The sequence below is a fragment of the Aeromonas bestiarum genome (assembly GCF_000819745.1).
In the GTDB taxonomy this organism is placed as follows: Bacteria; Pseudomonadota; Gammaproteobacteria; order Enterobacterales; family Aeromonadaceae; genus Aeromonas; species Aeromonas bestiarum.
Genome location: NZ_CDDA01000009.1, coordinates 1 through 18,246 on the forward strand (window position 1 = coordinate 1; position 18,246 = coordinate 18,246).

General features: G+C 55.3%; 17 protein-coding genes and 1 tRNA gene. All 18 read right to left on the reverse strand.

Annotated features, from left to right (window positions below; translation table 11 throughout):
• Positions 1–122: 122 nt before the first annotated feature.
• On the reverse strand, positions 123–2,228 hold the full coding sequence (gene fusA, locus BN1118_RS05425) for an elongation factor G (RefSeq protein WP_043142611.1): 2,106 nt from the start codon (positions 2,226–2,228) through the stop codon (positions 123–125).
• A gap of 74 nt (positions 2,229–2,302) precedes the next feature.
• Positions 2,303–2,773, reverse strand: coding sequence for a 30S ribosomal protein S7 (gene rpsG / locus BN1118_RS05430; RefSeq protein WP_005901834.1), 471 nt, complete (start codon positions 2,771–2,773; stop codon positions 2,303–2,305).
• Between the two features lie 93 nt (positions 2,774–2,866).
• A complete protein-coding gene (rpsL, locus tag BN1118_RS21000) occupies positions 2,867–3,241 on the reverse strand; it encodes a 30S ribosomal protein S12 (RefSeq protein ID WP_005306278.1) in 375 nt (124 codons plus the stop codon).
• Between the two features lie 183 nt (positions 3,242–3,424).
• Complete coding sequence (tusB, locus tag BN1118_RS05440) at positions 3,425–3,703, reverse strand: sulfurtransferase complex subunit TusB (protein WP_043554908.1); 279 nt, start codon at positions 3,701–3,703, stop codon at positions 3,425–3,427.
• A gap of 7 nt (positions 3,704–3,710) precedes the next feature.
• Positions 3,711–4,067, reverse strand: coding sequence for a sulfurtransferase complex subunit TusC (gene tusC / locus BN1118_RS05445; protein WP_043554910.1), 357 nt, complete (start codon positions 4,065–4,067; stop codon positions 3,711–3,713).
• A gap of 10 nt (positions 4,068–4,077) precedes the next feature.
• On the reverse strand, positions 4,078–4,470 hold the full coding sequence (gene tusD / locus BN1118_RS05450; RefSeq protein WP_043554912.1) for a sulfurtransferase complex subunit TusD: 393 nt from the start codon (positions 4,468–4,470) through the stop codon (positions 4,078–4,080).
• 86 nt (positions 4,471–4,556) lie between these two features.
• Positions 4,557–4,937, reverse strand: a complete 381-nt coding sequence (locus BN1118_RS05455; RefSeq protein ID WP_042036016.1) for a RidA family protein — start codon at positions 4,935–4,937, stop codon at positions 4,557–4,559.
• A 25-nt stretch (positions 4,938–4,962) separates the two neighbouring features.
• Complete coding sequence (locus tag BN1118_RS05460) at positions 4,963–5,679, reverse strand: helix-turn-helix transcriptional regulator (protein WP_043554914.1); 717 nt, start codon at positions 5,677–5,679, stop codon at positions 4,963–4,965.
• Between the two features lie 197 nt (positions 5,680–5,876).
• Positions 5,877–10,181, reverse strand: coding sequence for a DNA-directed RNA polymerase subunit beta' (gene rpoC, locus BN1118_RS05465; RefSeq protein WP_043142620.1), 4,305 nt, complete (start codon positions 10,179–10,181; stop codon positions 5,877–5,879).
• Positions 10,182–10,271: 90 nt separating this feature from the next.
• Positions 10,272–14,300, reverse strand: coding sequence for a DNA-directed RNA polymerase subunit beta (rpoB, locus tag BN1118_RS05470; protein WP_042867349.1), 4,029 nt, complete (start codon positions 14,298–14,300; stop codon positions 10,272–10,274).
• 222 nt (positions 14,301–14,522) lie between these two features.
• Positions 14,523–14,885 carry a 50S ribosomal protein L7/L12 gene (gene rplL, locus BN1118_RS05475; protein WP_042036012.1) on the reverse strand — a complete coding sequence of 121 codons (363 nt, stop codon included), beginning with the start codon at positions 14,883–14,885 and terminating at the stop codon, positions 14,523–14,525.
• Positions 14,886–14,936: 51 nt separating this feature from the next.
• The gene (gene rplJ, locus BN1118_RS05480) at positions 14,937–15,437 is read right to left on the reverse strand and encodes a 50S ribosomal protein L10 (RefSeq protein ID WP_005318563.1); all 501 of its coding nucleotides are present in this window, start codon (positions 15,435–15,437) and stop codon (positions 14,937–14,939) included.
• A gap of 256 nt (positions 15,438–15,693) precedes the next feature.
• Positions 15,694–16,395 carry a 50S ribosomal protein L1 gene (gene rplA / locus BN1118_RS05485; protein WP_042036011.1) on the reverse strand — a complete coding sequence of 234 codons (702 nt, stop codon included), beginning with the start codon at positions 16,393–16,395 and terminating at the stop codon, positions 15,694–15,696.
• Between the two features lie 4 nt (positions 16,396–16,399).
• Entirely contained in the window at positions 16,400–16,828 is a 429-nt protein-coding gene (gene rplK / locus BN1118_RS05490) for a 50S ribosomal protein L11 (protein ID WP_005318556.1), read from the reverse strand.
• A 133-nt stretch (positions 16,829–16,961) separates the two neighbouring features.
• The gene (gene nusG / locus BN1118_RS05495; RefSeq protein ID WP_005318554.1) at positions 16,962–17,513 is read right to left on the reverse strand and encodes a transcription termination/antitermination protein NusG; all 552 of its coding nucleotides are present in this window, start codon (positions 17,511–17,513) and stop codon (positions 16,962–16,964) included.
• A gap of 9 nt (positions 17,514–17,522) precedes the next feature.
• Positions 17,523–17,894: a preprotein translocase subunit SecE gene (gene secE, locus BN1118_RS05500; protein ID WP_011707705.1), complete on the reverse strand. Its 372-nt coding sequence runs from the start codon at positions 17,892–17,894 to the stop codon at positions 17,523–17,525.
• A 60-nt stretch (positions 17,895–17,954) separates the two neighbouring features.
• Positions 17,955–18,031, reverse strand: a tRNA-Trp gene (locus tag BN1118_RS05505).
• 53 nt (positions 18,032–18,084) lie between these two features.
• Positions 18,085–18,246 (reverse strand): EF-Tu C-terminal domain-related protein (locus BN1118_RS21005; protein WP_080771121.1); only part of this gene is annotated, 162 nt, incomplete at its 5' end.

Sequence of the window (18,246 nt, forward strand, 5' to 3'; positions counted from 1 at the left end):
TGGTCAACGTGGCCGATGGTGCCGACGTTTACGTGCGGTTTATTACGCTCAAATTTTTCTTTAGACACGACGTAGTCCTTCTAGGTTAAACCCGCCTACCGTCGTAGGCGGGGAATCATAAATTACTTGGATTTGCGCTCTTCGATGACTGCCTGGGCCACGTTGTTCGGGGCGTCGGAGTACTTAGCGAATTCCATTGCGTAGGAAGCACGACCTTGGGTAGCGGAACGCAGGGCGGTCGCATAACCGAACATCTCGGCCAGCGGCACCAGGGCACGTACGATCTTGCCGGACGGGCCGTCTTCCATACCTTCGATCAGGCCACGACGACGGTTCAGGTCACCGATAACGTCGCCCATGTAATCTTCCGGAGTCTCGACTTCAACCTTCATGATCGGCTCGAGCAGGACCGGGCTTGCCTTCATGTAACCAGCCTTGAAGGCCAGGGAAGCAGCGATCTTGAACGCCAATTCGGAGGAGTCGACATCGTGGTAAGAACCGTAGTGCAGACGCACACCCAGATCCATTACCGGATAACCTGCCAGCGGGCCGGATTTCAGCTGCTCACGGATACCCTTGTCAACACCCGGGATGTATTCACCAGGAATCACGCCGCCTTTGATGTCGTTAACGAACTCATAGGCTTTGCCGGCTTCCAGCGGGTACATGTCGATGATGACGTGACCATACTGACCACGACCACCAGACTGCTTGGCGTGCTTACCTTCGATATCCTTGACGGTTTCACGAATGGTTTCACGGTAGGCAACCTGCGGCTTACCTACGTTCGCTTCAACCTTGAACTCGCGACGCATACGGTCAACGATGATGTCCAAGTGCAGCTCACCCATACCGGCGATGATGGTTTGGCCAGATTCTTCGTCAGTCCATACGCGGAAAGACGGATCTTCCTGCGCCAGACGGCCGAGTGCCAGACCCATCTTCTCTTGGTCAGCCTTAGTTTTCGGCTCAACCGCGATGGAGATTACCGGCTCCGGGAATTCCATACGCTCGAGGATGATCGGTGCTTTTTCGTCACACAGGGTGTCACCAGTGGTCACATCTTTCAGACCGATGGCAGCAGCGATATCGCCTGCGCGAACTTCTTTGATCTCTTCACGCTTGTTGGCGTGCATCTGAACGATACGGCCAAAACGCTCGCGCTTCTCTTTGACAGAGTTCAGCACGGAGTCACCGGAGTTAACTACGCCGGAGTAGACGCGGAAGAAGGTCAGGTTGCCTACGAACGGGTCGGTGGCAATCTTGAATGCCAGAGCAGCGAACGGCTCTTCATCAGAAGCATGACGCTCGTCTTTGGTGACGCCGTCCAGCTTCAGGCCGTCGATGGCAGCTACGTCGGTCGGTGCCGGCAGATAGTCAACCACGGCATCCAGCATGGCCTGTACGCCCTTGTTCTTGAACGCGGAGCCACAGGTAACCAAGATGATTTCGTTGTTCAGAACGCGCAGACGAAGAGCTTTCTTGATCTCTTCTTCAGTCAGTTCTTCACCACCCAGGTATTTTTCCATCAGATCTTCAGACGCTTCAGCAGCGGCTTCGACCAGGGTCATGCGCATTTCTTGCGCTTTTTCCAGCAGCTCAGCCGGGATCTCTTCGTAATCGAAGGATACGCCCTGATCTGCTTCGCTCCAGTTGATGGCTTTCATCTTGACCAGATCGATAACGCCCTTAAAGTTCTCTTCTGAACCGATGTTCAGTTGCAGCGGAACCGGGTTACCTTTCAGGCGGGTCTTGATGTGCTCAACGCAGCGCAGATAGTTGGCACCGGTACGGTCCATCTTGTTGACGAACGCGATACGGGGAACCTTGTACTTGTTAGCCTGACGCCATACGGTCTCAGACTGTGGCTGTACGCCACCTACGGCACAGTACACCATCACGGCGCCATCCAGAACACGCATTGAACGCTCTACTTCGATAGTAAAGTCAACGTGGCCGGGGGTATCGATGATGTTGATACGGTGCGGTTGGAACTGTTTACCCATACCGGACCAGAAAGCGGTGGTCGCGGCGGAGGTGATGGTGATACCACGCTCTTGTTCCTGTTCCATCCAGTCCATGGTGGCAGCGCCATCGTGAACTTCACCGATCTTGTGACTTACACCGGTATAAAACAGAACGCGCTCGGTAGTAGTAGTCTTACCGGCGTCGATGTGAGCGGAGATACCGATGTTACGATAACGCTCAATGGGGGTTGTACGAGCCATTGTCATCCTCTTACTAGGAGCGGACCCCTAGATAACTGAAGGTGCGCAGAGCCAAAAGACCCTGCGCAAGCGGATTACCAGCGGAAGTGAGCGAAGGCCTTGTTCGCTTCAGCCATACGGTGAACGTCTTCACGTTTCTTGACAGACGAACCCTTATTGTCAGCGGCATCCAGCAGCTCGCCAGCCAAACGCTGAGCCATTGATTTTTCACCACGTTTACGAGCGGCGTCAACCAACCAGCGCATTGCCAGGGCATTGCGACGGACCGGACGAACTTCTACCGGTACCTGATAGGTTGCACCACCGACACGACGAGATTTAACCTCGACGGACGGACGAATGTTGTCCAGGGCTTCTTCGAATACGGCCAGGTGATCTTTGCCAGATTTGGTGGCAATGATGTCCAGCGCGCCATATACGATGGCTTCGGAAACAGATTTCTTACCGTCAACCATTACTACGTTGACAAATTTAGCCAGCAGCTCTGATCCGAACTTGGGATCCGGCAGGATTTTACGCTGACCAACAACACGACGTCTTGGCATTTCAAATTCTCCGTAACTTCAGGGGTTACCCAAAACTAGAAAGTTATCTAACTAGAAACGAATTAACGTTTGGCCTTACTTAACGGAGAACCATTAAGCTTTCGGACGCTTCACGCCATACTTGGAGCGAGCCTGCTTACGGTCTTTAACACCGGCACAGTCCAACGCACCACGAACGGTGTGGTAACGAACACCTGGCAAATCCTTGACACGACCGCCACGGATCAGAACAACGGAGTGTTCCTGCAGGTTGTGACCTTCACCACCGATATAGGAGGTGACTTCGAAGCCGTTGGTCAGACGTACACGGCATACTTTACGCAGTGCAGAGTTAGGCTTCTTCGGGGTGGTGGTGTATACACGGGTGCACACGCCACGCTTCTGAGGGCACGCTTCCAGCGCAGGCACGTTGCTTTTCACAACGAGCTTGATGCGTGGCTTGCGAACCAACTGGTTAATAGTTGCCATCAAAAGGCTCCTGATAATGACTTCATAAACATGTGAAAAATCCTCCCCGCAGATACGGGGACGCGAAATTTTATGCCCTGTTGTCAAGGGAGTCAAGATTTATACAATCCGTGCCGCAAAAGGGCACAATGGATCCCCTGTCAATAGTCATAACTAACTGAACTTCATCGATAAAAATGGACGCTAGCCACCCCAGGTCTGCGGTGACCCGTTTTCCGCGATCAGTGCGACCAGACCGGCCATATCCAGATCCATCCCGATCCTGTGCTGCAATCCCCTCGCCTGCAAGTCTTCTCGCATTACATAGAGCGGAATAGCTGCCAGTCGCTCACCCCATTGAGGGACCGTGGCCGCGATGACGGCATCCTGCATCAGCACCAGCAGATCATCCGGCTGGCGATAACAGAGCGCCTGTTCCAGATCCCGGCTCAGGAAGGGAGAGGTCAATATCAGCTGTATCATGAGCACCTCAGAAGCAGATGTGAATCGCGCAGTGGCCCCACTGGCGGCGGATGTCGGCACGGGAGAGGCACTCGACGGGGATCAGCAGATCATCCACCGTCAGACCGCGTTCGGCCAGCGAGTCGGCACACACATAGACCTCCTCGATGTCGTACAGCTCCAGCAACTTGAAGGTCGGTGCATAGTGGCGCTGCAAGATGGCCTGAGGCTGCTGCTCCCTGACCAGTTGCAAGACACCGTCACCGATGAGGAACAGGGCCAGCGACTCGGTCAGCGCCGAGGTCGCCAGCAAGGCATCCAGTCCTTCCCGTCCGGCAGACGTACCATGAGGGCCGCGACGACACATAAAGGCTATCTTGTTCATCTCTCCCTCCCTAGAACTGGACAAAGCGATCGGCGGTCAGGCTGGCTTCGGCCAGCTGACCCAGCCCGCTCAGGCAGAAGGGGGCCTGCAGGTTGAATTGACCCTTGCCTGCTCCCTTCGCCTCTGTCTCATCGAGCACACCGCGCCGCATGGCGGCGGCGACGCACACATCGATACGGATCCCCTGCCCTATGGCCAGCTCGCGCCACAGGGCCACCAGGTCGGTCTCATCAGATGCCGGGGCATGCAAGCCGTTACCATTGCAGACCCCGTCCTGATAGAAAAACAGATGTGACAACCGGTGGCCCTGCTCGATGAGGCTCAAGGCGAAGCGGTAGGCAGTGCTGGCCGACTGGGTACCATAGGCGGGCCCCGTTACCAGCAAGGCAAAATTCAGACTCATATCCGGACTCCTGTACGGGTGTCTGTCCATTCTACGCCAAAGACAAAAAAGCCCCTCCTGGGAGGGGCTCTTCATTCTGCCGAGGATCAGACGTAAGCAATGGCTTCGACTTCAACCAGCACATCCTTGGGCAGACGCGCCACTTCCACACAGGAACGGGCCGGAGCCGAGTCGCCAAAGTAACGGGCATATACCTGGTTAAAGGCAACGAAGTTGTTCATGTCGCTGAGGAAACAGGTGGTCTTCAGCACCTTGCCAGTATCGGCACCGGCTTCCTTCAATACTGCAACCAGGTTCTTCATCACCTGCTCGGCCTGCGCTTCGATACCGCCAGCCACTATCTCCATGGTGGCCGGATCGAGCGGGATCTGCCCGGAGGTGAAGACCAATTCGCCCAGCTTGGTAGCCTGAACATACGGACCAATTGCGGCAGGCGCCTTGTCGGTTGCAATCACTTCTTTAGCCATTCTTATCTATCCCCTTCTATGGCGCTTACTCGTTCTCGTCTTCACCCTGCTTGCGCTGTCGGATGTACAGATAAACGGTATGTTTGGAAATATTCAATTTGTCGGCGACCAGGTTGATCGAGTCCTTGATATCAAATATGCCCTTCTCGAACAACTGGGTCACGATAAACCTGTTTTTAGCATTGTTGGCAACGGTCGGATCGCGGTTGATCTCGTCGATGGTGTTGTCCACCGTCTGGGCGACCAACTCTTCGACGCTGTTGGCAAAGGTCTCCGGCGACTGGCGCTCCACTTGCTGGGGCGTCGGGAAGAATTCGGCGACAAACTCGTGAAAAGGCGCATTGATGTGCAGGTTGATACAGATAAGACCTATCACCTGCTTGTCACTGTTCCTGATGGCGATGGTACTCGACTTCATCAGGGCGCCGGTACGGCTGCGGGCAAAATAACTCTGGGTGTAATCCTGGCCGGTATTCTCTATGTCCTTGAGCATACGCAGCGCGAGATCGGTAATGGGTGCCCCCTCATTCCGTCCCGTATTGAACCCGTTGGCAATCTTGATCACGGACTCGTGCAGATTTTCCAGGGAGTGAAGAACCACTTCACAGTGCTTGCCGAACAGTTCGGCCAAGCCTTCGATAAGCCCTCCATAGGAGCGCAACAATTCCCTGTCTTCGTCTGTAAAAGTGCGACCGCTCAGTTGCTCTTCGGGAAGCAGTACTTCCTCGATACCGACAGTCATGTTCTACCCCTGTAATAACCATTCAACTTTCCCGAGTTTTCAATTGCGAGGGGGCAATGTCAACTTTTTTTGATTTTTTACTCCCCAACCTTGCTCTGGATCATCCGAATATCCGCGTGGCGACTGGGGTTGACGAGAAAACGACCAACAAAAAGGGCCCCTTGAAGGAGCCCTTTTTCAATCACTGCAGCAGAAGATTACTCTTCGTCAAAACTGCCGGATGCGTTGAGCAGATCCGCCAGGTTTTGCTGAGCCTCATCGGCAGTCACCTGCGGTACACCGACAGCACGAGCTGCGGCGGCACGCTGGTTGATCCGGCTATGGTGGTAGGCAAAGCCGGTACCAGCCGGGATCAGACGACCCACGATCACGTTCTCTTTCAGGCCACGCAGTTCATCACGCTTGCCGCCAACGGCCGCTTCGGTCAGAACACGGGTGGTTTCCTGGAAGGAAGCCGCGGAGATGAAGGACTCTGTGCTCAGAGATGCCTTGGTAATACCCATCAGAATATGACGGAAGGTAGCCGGGGCCTTGCCCTCTGCAACCAGCTTACGGTTGGCAATCTTCACACGGGCCACTTCAACCTGCTCGCCTTCGATCAGGTCAGTGTCACCAGCGCTCAGGATCTCGCACTTGCGCAGCATCTGACGAACGATGACTTCGATGTGCTTGTCGTTGATCTTAACGCCTTGCAGACGGTAAACGTCCTGCACTTCGTTGGCGATGTAGTTGGCGACCGGGCTGATACCGCGCAGACGCAGGATGTCATGAGCAGACTCAGGACCGTCCGCCAGCACTTCACCCTTCTCAACTTTTTCACCTTCGAACACGTTCAGGTTACGCCACTTCGGAATCATCTCCTCGTAGACGTCGCCACCATCGGTCGGGGTGATGACCAGACGGCGTTTGCCCTTGGTCTCTTTCCCGAAGGAGATGGTACCGGAGATCTCGGCCAGGATGGCAGGTTCCTTCGGTTGACGTGCTTCGAACAGATCCGCAACGCGCGGCAGACCACCGGTGATGTCCTTGGTACCACTGGATTCTTGCGGGATACGCGCTACCGCGTCACCCACACCCACGTTGGCACCATCTTCCAGGTTCACGATTGCCTTGCCCGGCAGGAAGTACTGGGCGGCGACATCGGTACCCGGGATCATGACATCTTTGCCGTTCAGGTCGACCAGTTTAACGGTCGGACGCATCTCTTTACCGGCACTCGGACGCTCGTTGACATCCAGTACGACGATAGAAGAGAGACCGGTCAGCTCGTCGGTCTGACGAGTGATGGTCACGCCATCGATCATGTGTTCGAACTGGAGGCGACCCGCCACTTCGGTGATGATCGGGTGGGTGTGCGGATCCCAGTTGGCGACAGTGTCACCGGCGCTCACGGCCTGAGTATCCTTCACTTCCAACACGGCACCGTAGGGCAGCTTGTGGCTTTCCTTGGTACGGCCCATGTCATCCATGATGGTCAGTTCGGTAGAACGGGAGGTGATAACCAGTTTGTCATCGCTGTTGTGAACGAACTTGGCGTTCTGCAGCTTGATGGTACCGGTATTCTTCACCTGGATGCTGTTCTCGGCAGCGGCTCGGGATGCGGCACCACCGATGTGGAAGGTACGCATCGTCAGCTGGGTACCCGGTTCACCGATGGACTGGGCGGCGATAACACCGACAGCCTCACCCTTGTTCACCAGGTGACCACGGGCCAGATCACGGCCGTAGCAGTGAGCACAGTTACCGAAGTCAGTTTCACAGGTGATGGCAGAACGCACCTTCACGCGGTCAACGGAGTTTTGTTCCAGCAGGTCACACAGCTGCTCGTCGAGCAGGGTGTTGCGCGCTACCAGGATCTCGTCCTCGGTACCCGGCTTGATCACGTCATCGGCAACCACACGGCCCAGCACGCGCTCACGCAGCGGCTCGACCACGTCACCACCTTCGATCAGCGGAGTCATCCACAGACCTTCGATAGTGCCGCAATCGTCCTCGGTGATCACCATGTCCTGTGCCACGTCAACCAGACGACGAGTCAGGTAACCGGAGTTAGCCGTCTTCAGTGCGGTATCCGCCAGACCCTTACGGGCACCGTGAGTGGAGATGAAGTACTGCAGTACGTTCAGACCTTCGCGGAAGTTCGCGACGATCGGGGTCTCGATGATGGAGCCATCCGGCTTGGCCATCAGGCCACGCATACCGGCCAGCTGACGGATCTGGGCGGCGGAACCCCGCGCACCAGAGTCGGCCATCATGAAGATGCTGTTGAACGACGCCTGCTCTTCTTCTTCACCCAGCGAGTTGACATCACGCTCTTTGGACAAGTTCTCCATCATGGCCTTGGAGACGCGCTCGTTGGCGCTGGCCCAGATATCGATAACCTTGTTGTAGCGTTCGCCCGCGGTCACCAGACCGGACAGGAACTGATCCTGGATCTCGGCAACTTCGGCTTCGGCTGCGGCGATGATGTCTTTCTTGGCATCCGGGATGACCATGTCATCGATACCAACGGAAGCACCGGACAGGGCCGCATAATGGAAACCGGTATACATCAGCTGGTCAGCGAAGATAACGGTGTCCTTCAGGCCCTGCTTGCGATAGCAGGTGTTCAGCAGACGGGAGATGAGCTTTTTGCCCAGCGCCTTGTTGGATACGGACTTGATCCAGTTCTGCGGATTGGCATCCAGATCAGCCTGCTCTGCAGCAGTCAGCACCTTGGGCTCATCGATCAGGGCGTATTCCATGCCTTTCGGCAGGATCAGGCTCAGGATCGCACGACCAACAGTGGTGTTCTTCATCTCGGTACGCTCTACCAGCGAATCATCTTCCTGACGGAGATATTCGGTGATGCGCACTTTAACGCGAGCATGCAGATCGGCCAGACCGGCGCGATATACCTTCTCGGCTTCTTTCGGGCCGGCCAACACCATACCTTCGCCCTTGGCGTTGATACGGGCACGGGTCATGTAGTACAGACCCAAGACCACGTCCTGGGAAGGAACTATGATCGGCTCACCGGAGGCAGGCGACAGGATGTTGTTGGTAGACATCATCAGGGCGCGCGCTTCCAGCTGGGCTTCCAGGGTCAGCGGTACGTGGACCGCCATCTGGTCACCATCGAAGTCCGCGTTATAGGCGGCACAGACGAGCGGGTGCAGCTGGATGGCCTTGCCTTCGATCAGAGTCGGTTCAAACGCCTGGATACCCAGACGGTGCAGGGTCGGTGCACGGTTCAGCAGGACCGGGTGTTCGCGGATCACTTCGTCCAGGATATCCCAAACGACAGCTTCTTCACGCTCCACCATCTTCTTGGCGGCCTTGATCGTGGTCGCCAGACCGCGGGATTCCAGCTTGCCATAGATGAAGGGCTTGAACAGCTCCAGCGCCATCTTCTTCGGCAGACCGCACTGATGCAGACGCAGCGTCGGGCCTACGGTGATAACGGAACGACCAGAGTAGTCGACGCGCTTACCCAGCAGGTTCTGACGGAAACGACCTTGCTTACCCTTGATCATATCGGCCAAGGATTTCAGCGGACGCTTGTTGGAACCTGTGATGGCACGGCCACGACGGCCGTTGTCCAGCAGGGCATCCACGGACTCTTGCAGCATGCGCTTTTCGTTGCGCACTATGATGTCCGGGGCGGCCAAGTCCAGCAGGCGCTTCAAACGGTTGTTACGGTTGATCACGCGACGGTACAGATCGTTCAGATCGGAAGTCGCGAAACGGCCGCCGTCCAGCGGTACCAGCGGACGCAGGTCCGGCGGCAGCACAGGCAGCACTGTCATGATCATCCACTCCGGCTTGTTGCCGGACTGCAAGAAGGCTTCCATCAGCTTCAGGCGCTTGGTGGTCTTCTTGCGCTTGGTCTCGGAGTTGGTCTGATCCAGCTCCTCACGCATGGTCTTGACTTCGCCTTCCAGATCGATGGCACGCAGCAATGCAAGGATTGCTTCGGCACCCATCTTGGCGTCGAATTCGTCGCCCCACTCTTCCAGTGCGTCCAGATAGTTCTCTTCGGACAGCATCTGGCTGCGCTCGAGGTTGGTCATGCCGGGCTCGATCACTACATAGGATTCGAAATACAGCACGCGCTCGATGTCACGCAGGGTCATGTCCAGCAGCAGACCGATACGGGACGGCAGGGACTTCAGGAACCAGATGTGGGCAGTCGGGCTGGCCAGCTCGATGTGGCCCATACGCTCGCGACGGACCTTGGTCTGGGTCACTTCTACGCCGCACTTCTCACAGATCACACCACGGTGTTTCAGGCGCTTGTACTTGCCGCACAGACACTCGTAGTCCTTCACCGGTCCGAAGATACGGGCGCAGAACAGACCATCACGTTCCGGCTTGAAAGTCCGGTAGTTGATGGTCTCAGGCTTTTTGACCTCACCGAATGACCAGGAGCGGATCATGTCAGGAGAGGCCAGACCGATCTTGATACTGTCAAACTCTTCGGTCTTGGTCTGAGCCTTCAAAAACTTGAGTAAGTCTTTCACGTGTTTCCCCTGTCAGGAGTCTAACCTCGGCGCCCTACTGCCAAAGCAGCAGGGCGCCCACGTCAATTCTCGAACAATAAGAGCGAGCTCTTACTCTTCGTCCAGCTCGATGTTGATACCCAGAGAGCGGATTTCCTTCAACAGTACGTTGAAGGATTCGGGCATGCCCGGCTCCATACGGTGGTCGCCATCCACGATGTTTTTGTACATCTTGGTACGGCCATTCACATCGTCAGACTTGACGGTCAGCATTTCCTGCAGGGTATATGCCGCACCGTAAGCCTCCAGGGCCCACACTTCCATCTCACCGAAACGCTGACCACCGAACTGTGCCTTACCACCCAGCGGCTGCTGGGTAACCAGGCTGTAAGAACCGGTAGAACGCGCATGCATCTTGTCGTCTACCAGGTGGTTCAGCTTCAGCATGTACATGTAACCCACGGTGACCTTACGCTCGAAAGCGTTGCCGGTACGACCGTCGAACAGGGAAATCTGACCGGATTCCGGCAGATCGGCCAGCTTCAGCAAGGCCTTGATTTCGTGCTCTTTGGCACCATCAAAGACAGGTGTAGCGACCGGCAGACCCTTGCGCAGGTTACCCACCAGGGTACGTACGTCGTCGTCAGACAGCTCGGCGATGTCCACTTGCTTGGTGTCTTTCTCGCCCAAGTCATAGACCTGTTGCAGGAAGTCACGCATCTCGTGCAGCGCGCGCTGTTCCTTGATCATGCGGTCGATCTTCTCGCCGATGCCCTTGGCCGCGAGGCCCAAGTGTACTTCGAGGATCTGACCGATGTTCATACGGGACGGTACGCCCAAGGGGTTCAGTACGATATCGACCGGACGGCCGTATTCGTCATGAGGCATATCCTCGACCGGGCAGATCTTGGAGATAACACCCTTGTTACCGTGACGGCCCGCCATCTTGTCACCCGGTTGGATGCGACGCTTGACTGCCAGGTAAACCTTGACGATTTTCAGTACGCCCGGCGCCAGATCATCACCCTGGATAATCTTGCGACGCTTGTTCTCGAACTTCTTGTCGAAGTCGGCTTTCAGCTCGATGTGCTGTTCGGCGATCTGTTCCAGCTCGATCTGCTTGGCTTCATCTTCGATGGCCAATTCAAACCACTTGGTACGATCCAGCTTGTTCAGACGATCTTCGCTGTAACCGGCGGCCAGCAGCAGGTTGCGGGAGCGGCCGAAAATGCCGTCTTCCAGGATCTTGAACTCTTCGGTCAAGTCCTTCTTCGCTTCCTTCAGCTGCATCTCTTCGATTTCTTTGGCGCGCTTGTCTTTTTCCACGCCATCGCGGGTAAAGACTTGCACGTCAACCACGGTACCGTACACACCGTTCGGCACACGCAGGGAGGAGTCCTTCACATCGGAGGCCTTCTCACCGAAGATGGCGCGCAGCAGCTTCTCTTCCGGGGTCAGCTGGGTTTCACCTTTCGGTGTTACCTTGCCGACCAGGATGTCGCCGCCCTTCACTTCGGCACCCACGTAGACGATACCGGACTCGTCCAGCTTGGACAGAGCGGCTTCACCCACGTTCGGGATGTCGGCAGTGATCTCTTCCGGACCCAGCTTGGTGTCACGGGAGATACAGGCCAGTTCCTGGATATGGATGGTGGTCAGGCGATCTTCCTGAACAACACGCTCATTCACCAGAATCGAGTCTTCGAAGTTGTAGCCGTTCCACGGCATGAAGGCTACGCGCAGGTTTTGGCCCAGCGCCAGTTCGCCCAAGTCGGTAGACGGACCGTCAGCAACCACGTCACCGGCCATGACCGGCTCACCCAGCATCACGCAAGGACGCTGGTTGATACAGGTGTTCTGGTTGGAACGGGTGTACTTGGTCAGGCTGTAGATGTCGATGCCGGCTTCGCCAGGCAGCAGTTCATCTTCGTTGACCTTGATAACGATACGGGAGGCATCGACGTAGTCGATCATGCCGCCACGCTTGGCCACTACGGTTACACCGGAGTCAACGGCCACGGCGCGTTCCATACCGGTACCTACCAGCGGCTTGTCAGCACGCAGAGTCGGTACGGCTTGACGTTGCATGTTCGAACCCATCAGGGCTCGGTTAGCATCATCGTGTTCCAGGAACGGGATCAGAGCGGCTGCCACAGATACGATCTGCTGCGGGCTCACGTCCATATACTGGATCTGGTCGGCGTTCATAAAGGTGGATTCACCTTTGTGGCGGCACGGGATCAATTCATCTTTCAGACGGCCATCTTCGGTGGTCGCGGCGTTAGCCTGTGCGATCACGTACTTGCCTTCTTCGATGGCGGACAGGTAGTCCACCTCGTCGGTGATCACACCGTCAATGACTTTACGGTACGGGGTCTCGAGGAAACCGTACTCGTTGGTACGAGAGTACACGGACAGAGAGTTGATCAGACCGATGTTCGGACCTTCAGGAGTCTCGATAGGGCACAGACGACCGTAGTGAGTCGGGTGCACATCTCGGACTTCAAAACCGGCACGCTCACGCGTCAAACCGCCCGGGCCCAGCGCAGAGATACGGCGCTTGTGGGTGACTTCGGACAGCGGGTTGTTTTGGTCCATGAACTGAGACAGCTGGCTGGAACCAAAGAACTCTTTGACTGCGGCGGAGATCGGCTTTGCGTTGATCAGATCCTGCGGCATCAGGGTGTCCAGGTCGCCCAGGGAGAGACGCTCCTTGACCGCACGCTCGACACGCACCAGACCGACGCGGAACTGGTTTTCAGCCATTTCACCGACAGAACGGATACGACGGTTACCCAAGTGGTCGATATCGTCCACTTCGTCATTGCCGTTACGGATGTCGATCAGGCGCTTCATGACTTCGACTATGTCGTCTTTGGTCAGAGTGCCAGCGCCGGTCTCGTCTTCACGGGACAGACGACGGTTGAACTTCATCCGACCTACGGTAGACAGGTCGTAACGCTCGGAAGAGAAGAACAGGTTCTCGAACAGCTGTTCTGCAGCTTCACGGGTAGGCGGCTCGCCCGGACGCATCATGCGATAGATTTCGACCAGCGCTTCCAAACGGCTGGAGCTGGAGTCGATACGCAGGGTCTCGGACATGTAGGCACCGTGATCCAGTTCGTTGGTGAACAGAACCTCGAAGTGCTTGAAGCCGGCTTGGGAGAGGTTGGCAACCGCTTCCAGGCTCAATGCCTGGTTGGCAGTCACTACCATTTCGCCAGTTTGCGGATGTGCGTAGTTCTTGGCAGCAACTTTGCCAACAACATACTCAACCGGTACCTCAATCTGGGTAACGGCATCCTTTTCCAACTGACGGATGTGACGCGCAGTCACACGACGACCGGTCTCAACCACCACGGCGCCATTGGCCACGATGTCAAAGGTCGCAGTTTCACCACGCAGGCGCTCGGGCACCAGATCCATCATCAACTTGCCATCTTTCACTTCGAAACCTATGGTCTCGAAGAAGTTGGCCAGGATTTCTTCGGAACTGAAGTCCAGGGCGCGCAGAATAATGGAAGCCGGCAATTTACGACGACGGTCGATACGGACAAACAGGTTGTCTTTCGCATCGAACTCGAAGTCCAGCCAGGAGCCACGGTAGGGGATAACGCGGGCGTTATACAGCACCTTACCGGATGAATGGGTTTTGCCTTTATCGTGGTCAAAGAAGACGCCCGGGCTACGGTGCAGCTGGGAGACGATTACCCGCTCGGTACCATTGATAACAAAGGTGCCGTTCTCGGTCATGAGCGGAATTTCGCCCATGTATACTTCTTGTTCCTTGATGTCTTTGACGGTGCCGGCAGCTGCTTCACGATCGTATAGAACCATACGAAGCTTGACACGCAGCGGCGCGGAGTAGGTCACTCCACGGATCTGGCATTCTTTTACGTCAAATACCGGCTCACCCAGGCGATAGCTGACATACTGAAGCTCAGCACTACCGGAGTAACTGGTGATCGGGAAAACGCTACGGAAAGCGGCCTCTAGGCCGTATTCACCTTCCGGGTCAGCCTCGATGAACTGCTTGAAGGAGTCCAGCTGAATGGACAACAGATAAGGCGTGTCCAGTACCTGGTCTCGCTTACCGAAGTCCTTACGAATGCGTTTTTTTTCGGTATAAGAGTAAACCATAGGGTTCCTCAGCTCGCTGATAAGTGACCCACTCTGTCCCGCGGGACAGCTCTGTCTCAACACCGTTTTGTGTTGGCCCGGACGATGAAACGGTCCGGATTGCTGGTGCACCGAGAGTCGTAAACGGTGTGAAATGCTCTCAGTCTACAGCGCAAAAAGGCTGGTGAACAAATATTCACCAGCCCTAGCCTGTTTTATCAGGCTAATCTACATAAATGCAGATTATTTGATCTCAACAGAAGCACCAGCTTCTTCAAGCTGCTTCTTCAGAGTTTCAGCTTCGTCTTTGGAGACGGCTTCTTTCAGGTTGGCAGGAGCGGCTTCTACCAGGTCCTTGGCTTCTTTCAGGCCCAGACCGGTAGCGGCACGAACGGCCTTGATGACGGCAACTTTGTTGGCGCCAGCAGCAGTCAGAACTACGTCGAACTCGGTTTTCTCTTCTACTGCTTCAGCAGCCGGACCGGCAGCAACAGCAACAGCGGCAGAAACGCCGAACTTCTCTTCCATAGCTTCGATCAGCTCAACAACTTCCATTACGGACATGGAAGCAACGGCTTCGATGATTTGGTCTTTAGTGATAGACATGACAAAAATTCCTGATGTTGAATAAACTCAAACAGCCTAAATAGGCGAGAATCAAGCAGCAGCTTGTTTCTGATCACGCACAGCAGCGATGGTACGAACCAGCTTGCCAGCAGAGGCTTCTTTCATAGTCGCCATCAACTTCGCAATTGCTTCGTCGTAGGTCGGCAGCGTGGCCAGACGATCAATTTGTGCTGCGGCGATAAACTCACCGTTAAAAGCGCCGGCCTTGATTTCGAACTTTTGGTTCGCTTTGGCAAACTCTTTGAACAGACGAGCGGCAGCGCCCGGGTGTTCGTTGGAGAAAGCAATCAAGGTAGGACCAGTCAATACGTCGTTCAGGCACGCGAATTCGGTACCTTCAACCGCACGACGCAGCAGGGTATTACGCACAACGCGCATGTACACACCGGCTTCACGAGCGGTTTTACGCAGGACGGTCATCTTGTCTACAGTCACGCCGCGAGAATCGGCTACAACTGCGGACAGGGCGCCTTTGGCAGCTTCGTTGACTTCAGCAACAATTGCCTTTTTGTCTTCGAGTCCCAATGCCATTGGCTTAACTCCTGGATTGAATCTGAGTCTCATGACTCAGTACTGACACATCCCCCCTACCTTCACAACAGAGGGGAACGATGCGGTAGCAGGATTCCAGAAGAGAAAGAATCTTTCTCGCTGGGTTTCCGGCACCGTCTACGCAGGAAGGATTAAGGCTTTGCAGCCTCCTGCGGTCTTGGACGGAGGTCGAAGCCCCCAACCAATCAAGGCGCAAAATTATAGATTAAATTTTGCGCCTTGTAAAACTCATCAATTAGCCCTGAGCTTCCAGAGAAGCTTGGTCTACGGCAACACCTGCACCCATGGTGGTGGAGATGCTGACTTTCTTGATGAAGATACCTTTGGCGGAAGACGGCTTAGCCTTTTTCAAGGCAATCAGCAGTGATTCCAAGTTTTCTTTCAGCTGAACTTCGTCGAAAGAAACCTTACCCAGAGTGGTATGGATGATACCATTCTTGTCATTACGGTAACGAACCTGACCGGCTTTGGCATTCTTCACAGCTTCAGCAACGTTCGGAGTTACAGTACCGACTTTCGGGTTCGGCATCAGGCCACGCGGGCCCAGGATTTGACCCAGTTGACCAACAACACGCATGGCATCCGGGGATGCGATCACGACGTCGAAGTTCATCTCGCCTTTCTTGACCAGATCGGCCAAGTCATCCATACCAACCAGTTCAGCACCGGCAGCTTTGGCAGCTTCGGCGTTGGCACCCTGGGTGAATACGGCAACACGTACATCACGACCGGTACCGTGCGGCAGTACAGTAGCACCACGAACGTTTTGGTCAGATTTACGAGCATCGATACCCAGGTTGACAGCAACGTCAACGCTTTCAACGAACTTGGCGGTAGCCAGTTCTTTCAGCAGGGCAATGGCTTCGTTGATGGAGTACTCTTTGGTACCGTCAACTTTTTCGCGAATAACGCGCATACGCTTGGAAAGTTTTGCCATTGTCTTAATCCTCCACTACCAGGCCCATGGAACGAGCGGAGCCTGCGATGCAACGTACTTTTGCATCCAGATCGGCACCGGTCATATCCGGCTCTTTGGTCTTGGCGATTTCTTGCAGCTGGGCAACAGTCACCTTACCAACCTTGTCTTTGTTCGGCTTGGCCGAACCAGACTGGATTCCGGCAGCTTTCTTCAGCAGGAAGGCAGCAGGCGGAGTCTTGGTTTCGAAGGTGAAGGAACGGTCGCTGTAAACGGTGATCACGACCGGAGTCGGTGAGCCTTTTTCCAGCTTCTCTGTACGAGCGTTGAACGCCTTACAGAATTCCATGATGTTTACACCGTGCTGACCCAGAGCAGGACCAACGGGAGGGCTGGGGTTAGCACTGCCAGCCTTAACTTGCAGCTTGATATAAGCTGTGACTTTCTTAGCCATTAGAAAAATACCTCAGAAATGGGTTCTAGCGCCTCGGAGACATGCTCCTGCAAACGGCTCCCCAACTAATAAAGGGGCAGCGAATTATAGTGACATTCGCTGCCCCTGACAACCGTTAACGTACAGAGTTTAATCAGCCCTTTTCGACCTGACCAAAATCCAGTTCTACCGGCGTTGAGCGACCGAAGATCAAAACAGAGACCTTCACGCGGCTCTTCTCGTAGTCCACCTCTTCAACGGTACCGTTGAAGTCAGCGAACGGACCGTCGGCAACCCGCACCATTTCACCCGGTTCAAACAGGGTTTTCGGACGCGGCTTGTCGTGGGCATCTTGCAGACGATTCAGAATGGCATCCGCTTCCTTATCAGAGATAGGAGCAGGACGATCAGATGTACCACCGATGAAGCCCATCACACGCGGTACGTTACGCACCAGGTGCCATGTAGTTTCATCCATGAGCATCTGAACTAGGACGTAGCCTGGGAAAAACTTGCGCTCACTCTTGCGCTTCTGGCCAGCACGCATCTCGACCACTTCTTCGGTCGGGACCAGCACTTCACCGAACATGTCTTCCATGCCATGCATCTTGATATGTTCGCGCAAAGACTTGGCGACCCGGCCTTCGTAGCCAGAGAATGCCTGCACGACATACCATCTCATACGTTGTTCACGTTGTTCAGTCATGGCTTATCCTTACACTCCGGTAATCAAGTTGACCAACCAGACCAAGGCACCGTCCAGAATGAACAGCAATAGCCCCATCACGGCGGTCACCGCCAGCACAATCAGGGTTGTCTGAATGGCTTCCTGACGGGTCGGCCATACGACCTTGCGGACTTCCAGGCGAGACTCACGGGCAAATGCCAGTGTCGCCTTTCCCTTGGTGGTTTGCAGGGCTACCGCACCAGCAGCAGCAATGACGACGACCACACCCAGGGCGCGGACGGCAGCGACAACATCGTTGAGCAGATAATTACCCACTACAGCGGCCGCCAGGATGATGAAAACCAGGCCCCAAAGCAGGGTATCCTTGCTTCCGCCCTGGCTCTCAGAACTAACACTCATACAACCCACCTGTATCTGACGTAACCAAAGACACAAAAGCCCCGTACGAGACGAGGTATATGGCAGGGGCGGCAGGACTCGAACCCGCAACCATCGGTTTTGGAGACCGCTGTTCTACCAATTCGAACTACGCCCCTACATAAGAAAGCCCCTATTATAGGGGCTTTGCTTTATTTATGTAAGCCAAAGATTAAGCGATTACGCTGGCTACAACACCAGCACCTACGGTACGGCCACCTTCACGGATAGCGAAACGCAGGCCGTCGTCCATCGCGATCGGTGCAATCAGGGTAACAACCATTTTGATGTTGTCGCCTGGCATTACCATCTCTACGCCTTCCGGCAGTTCGAT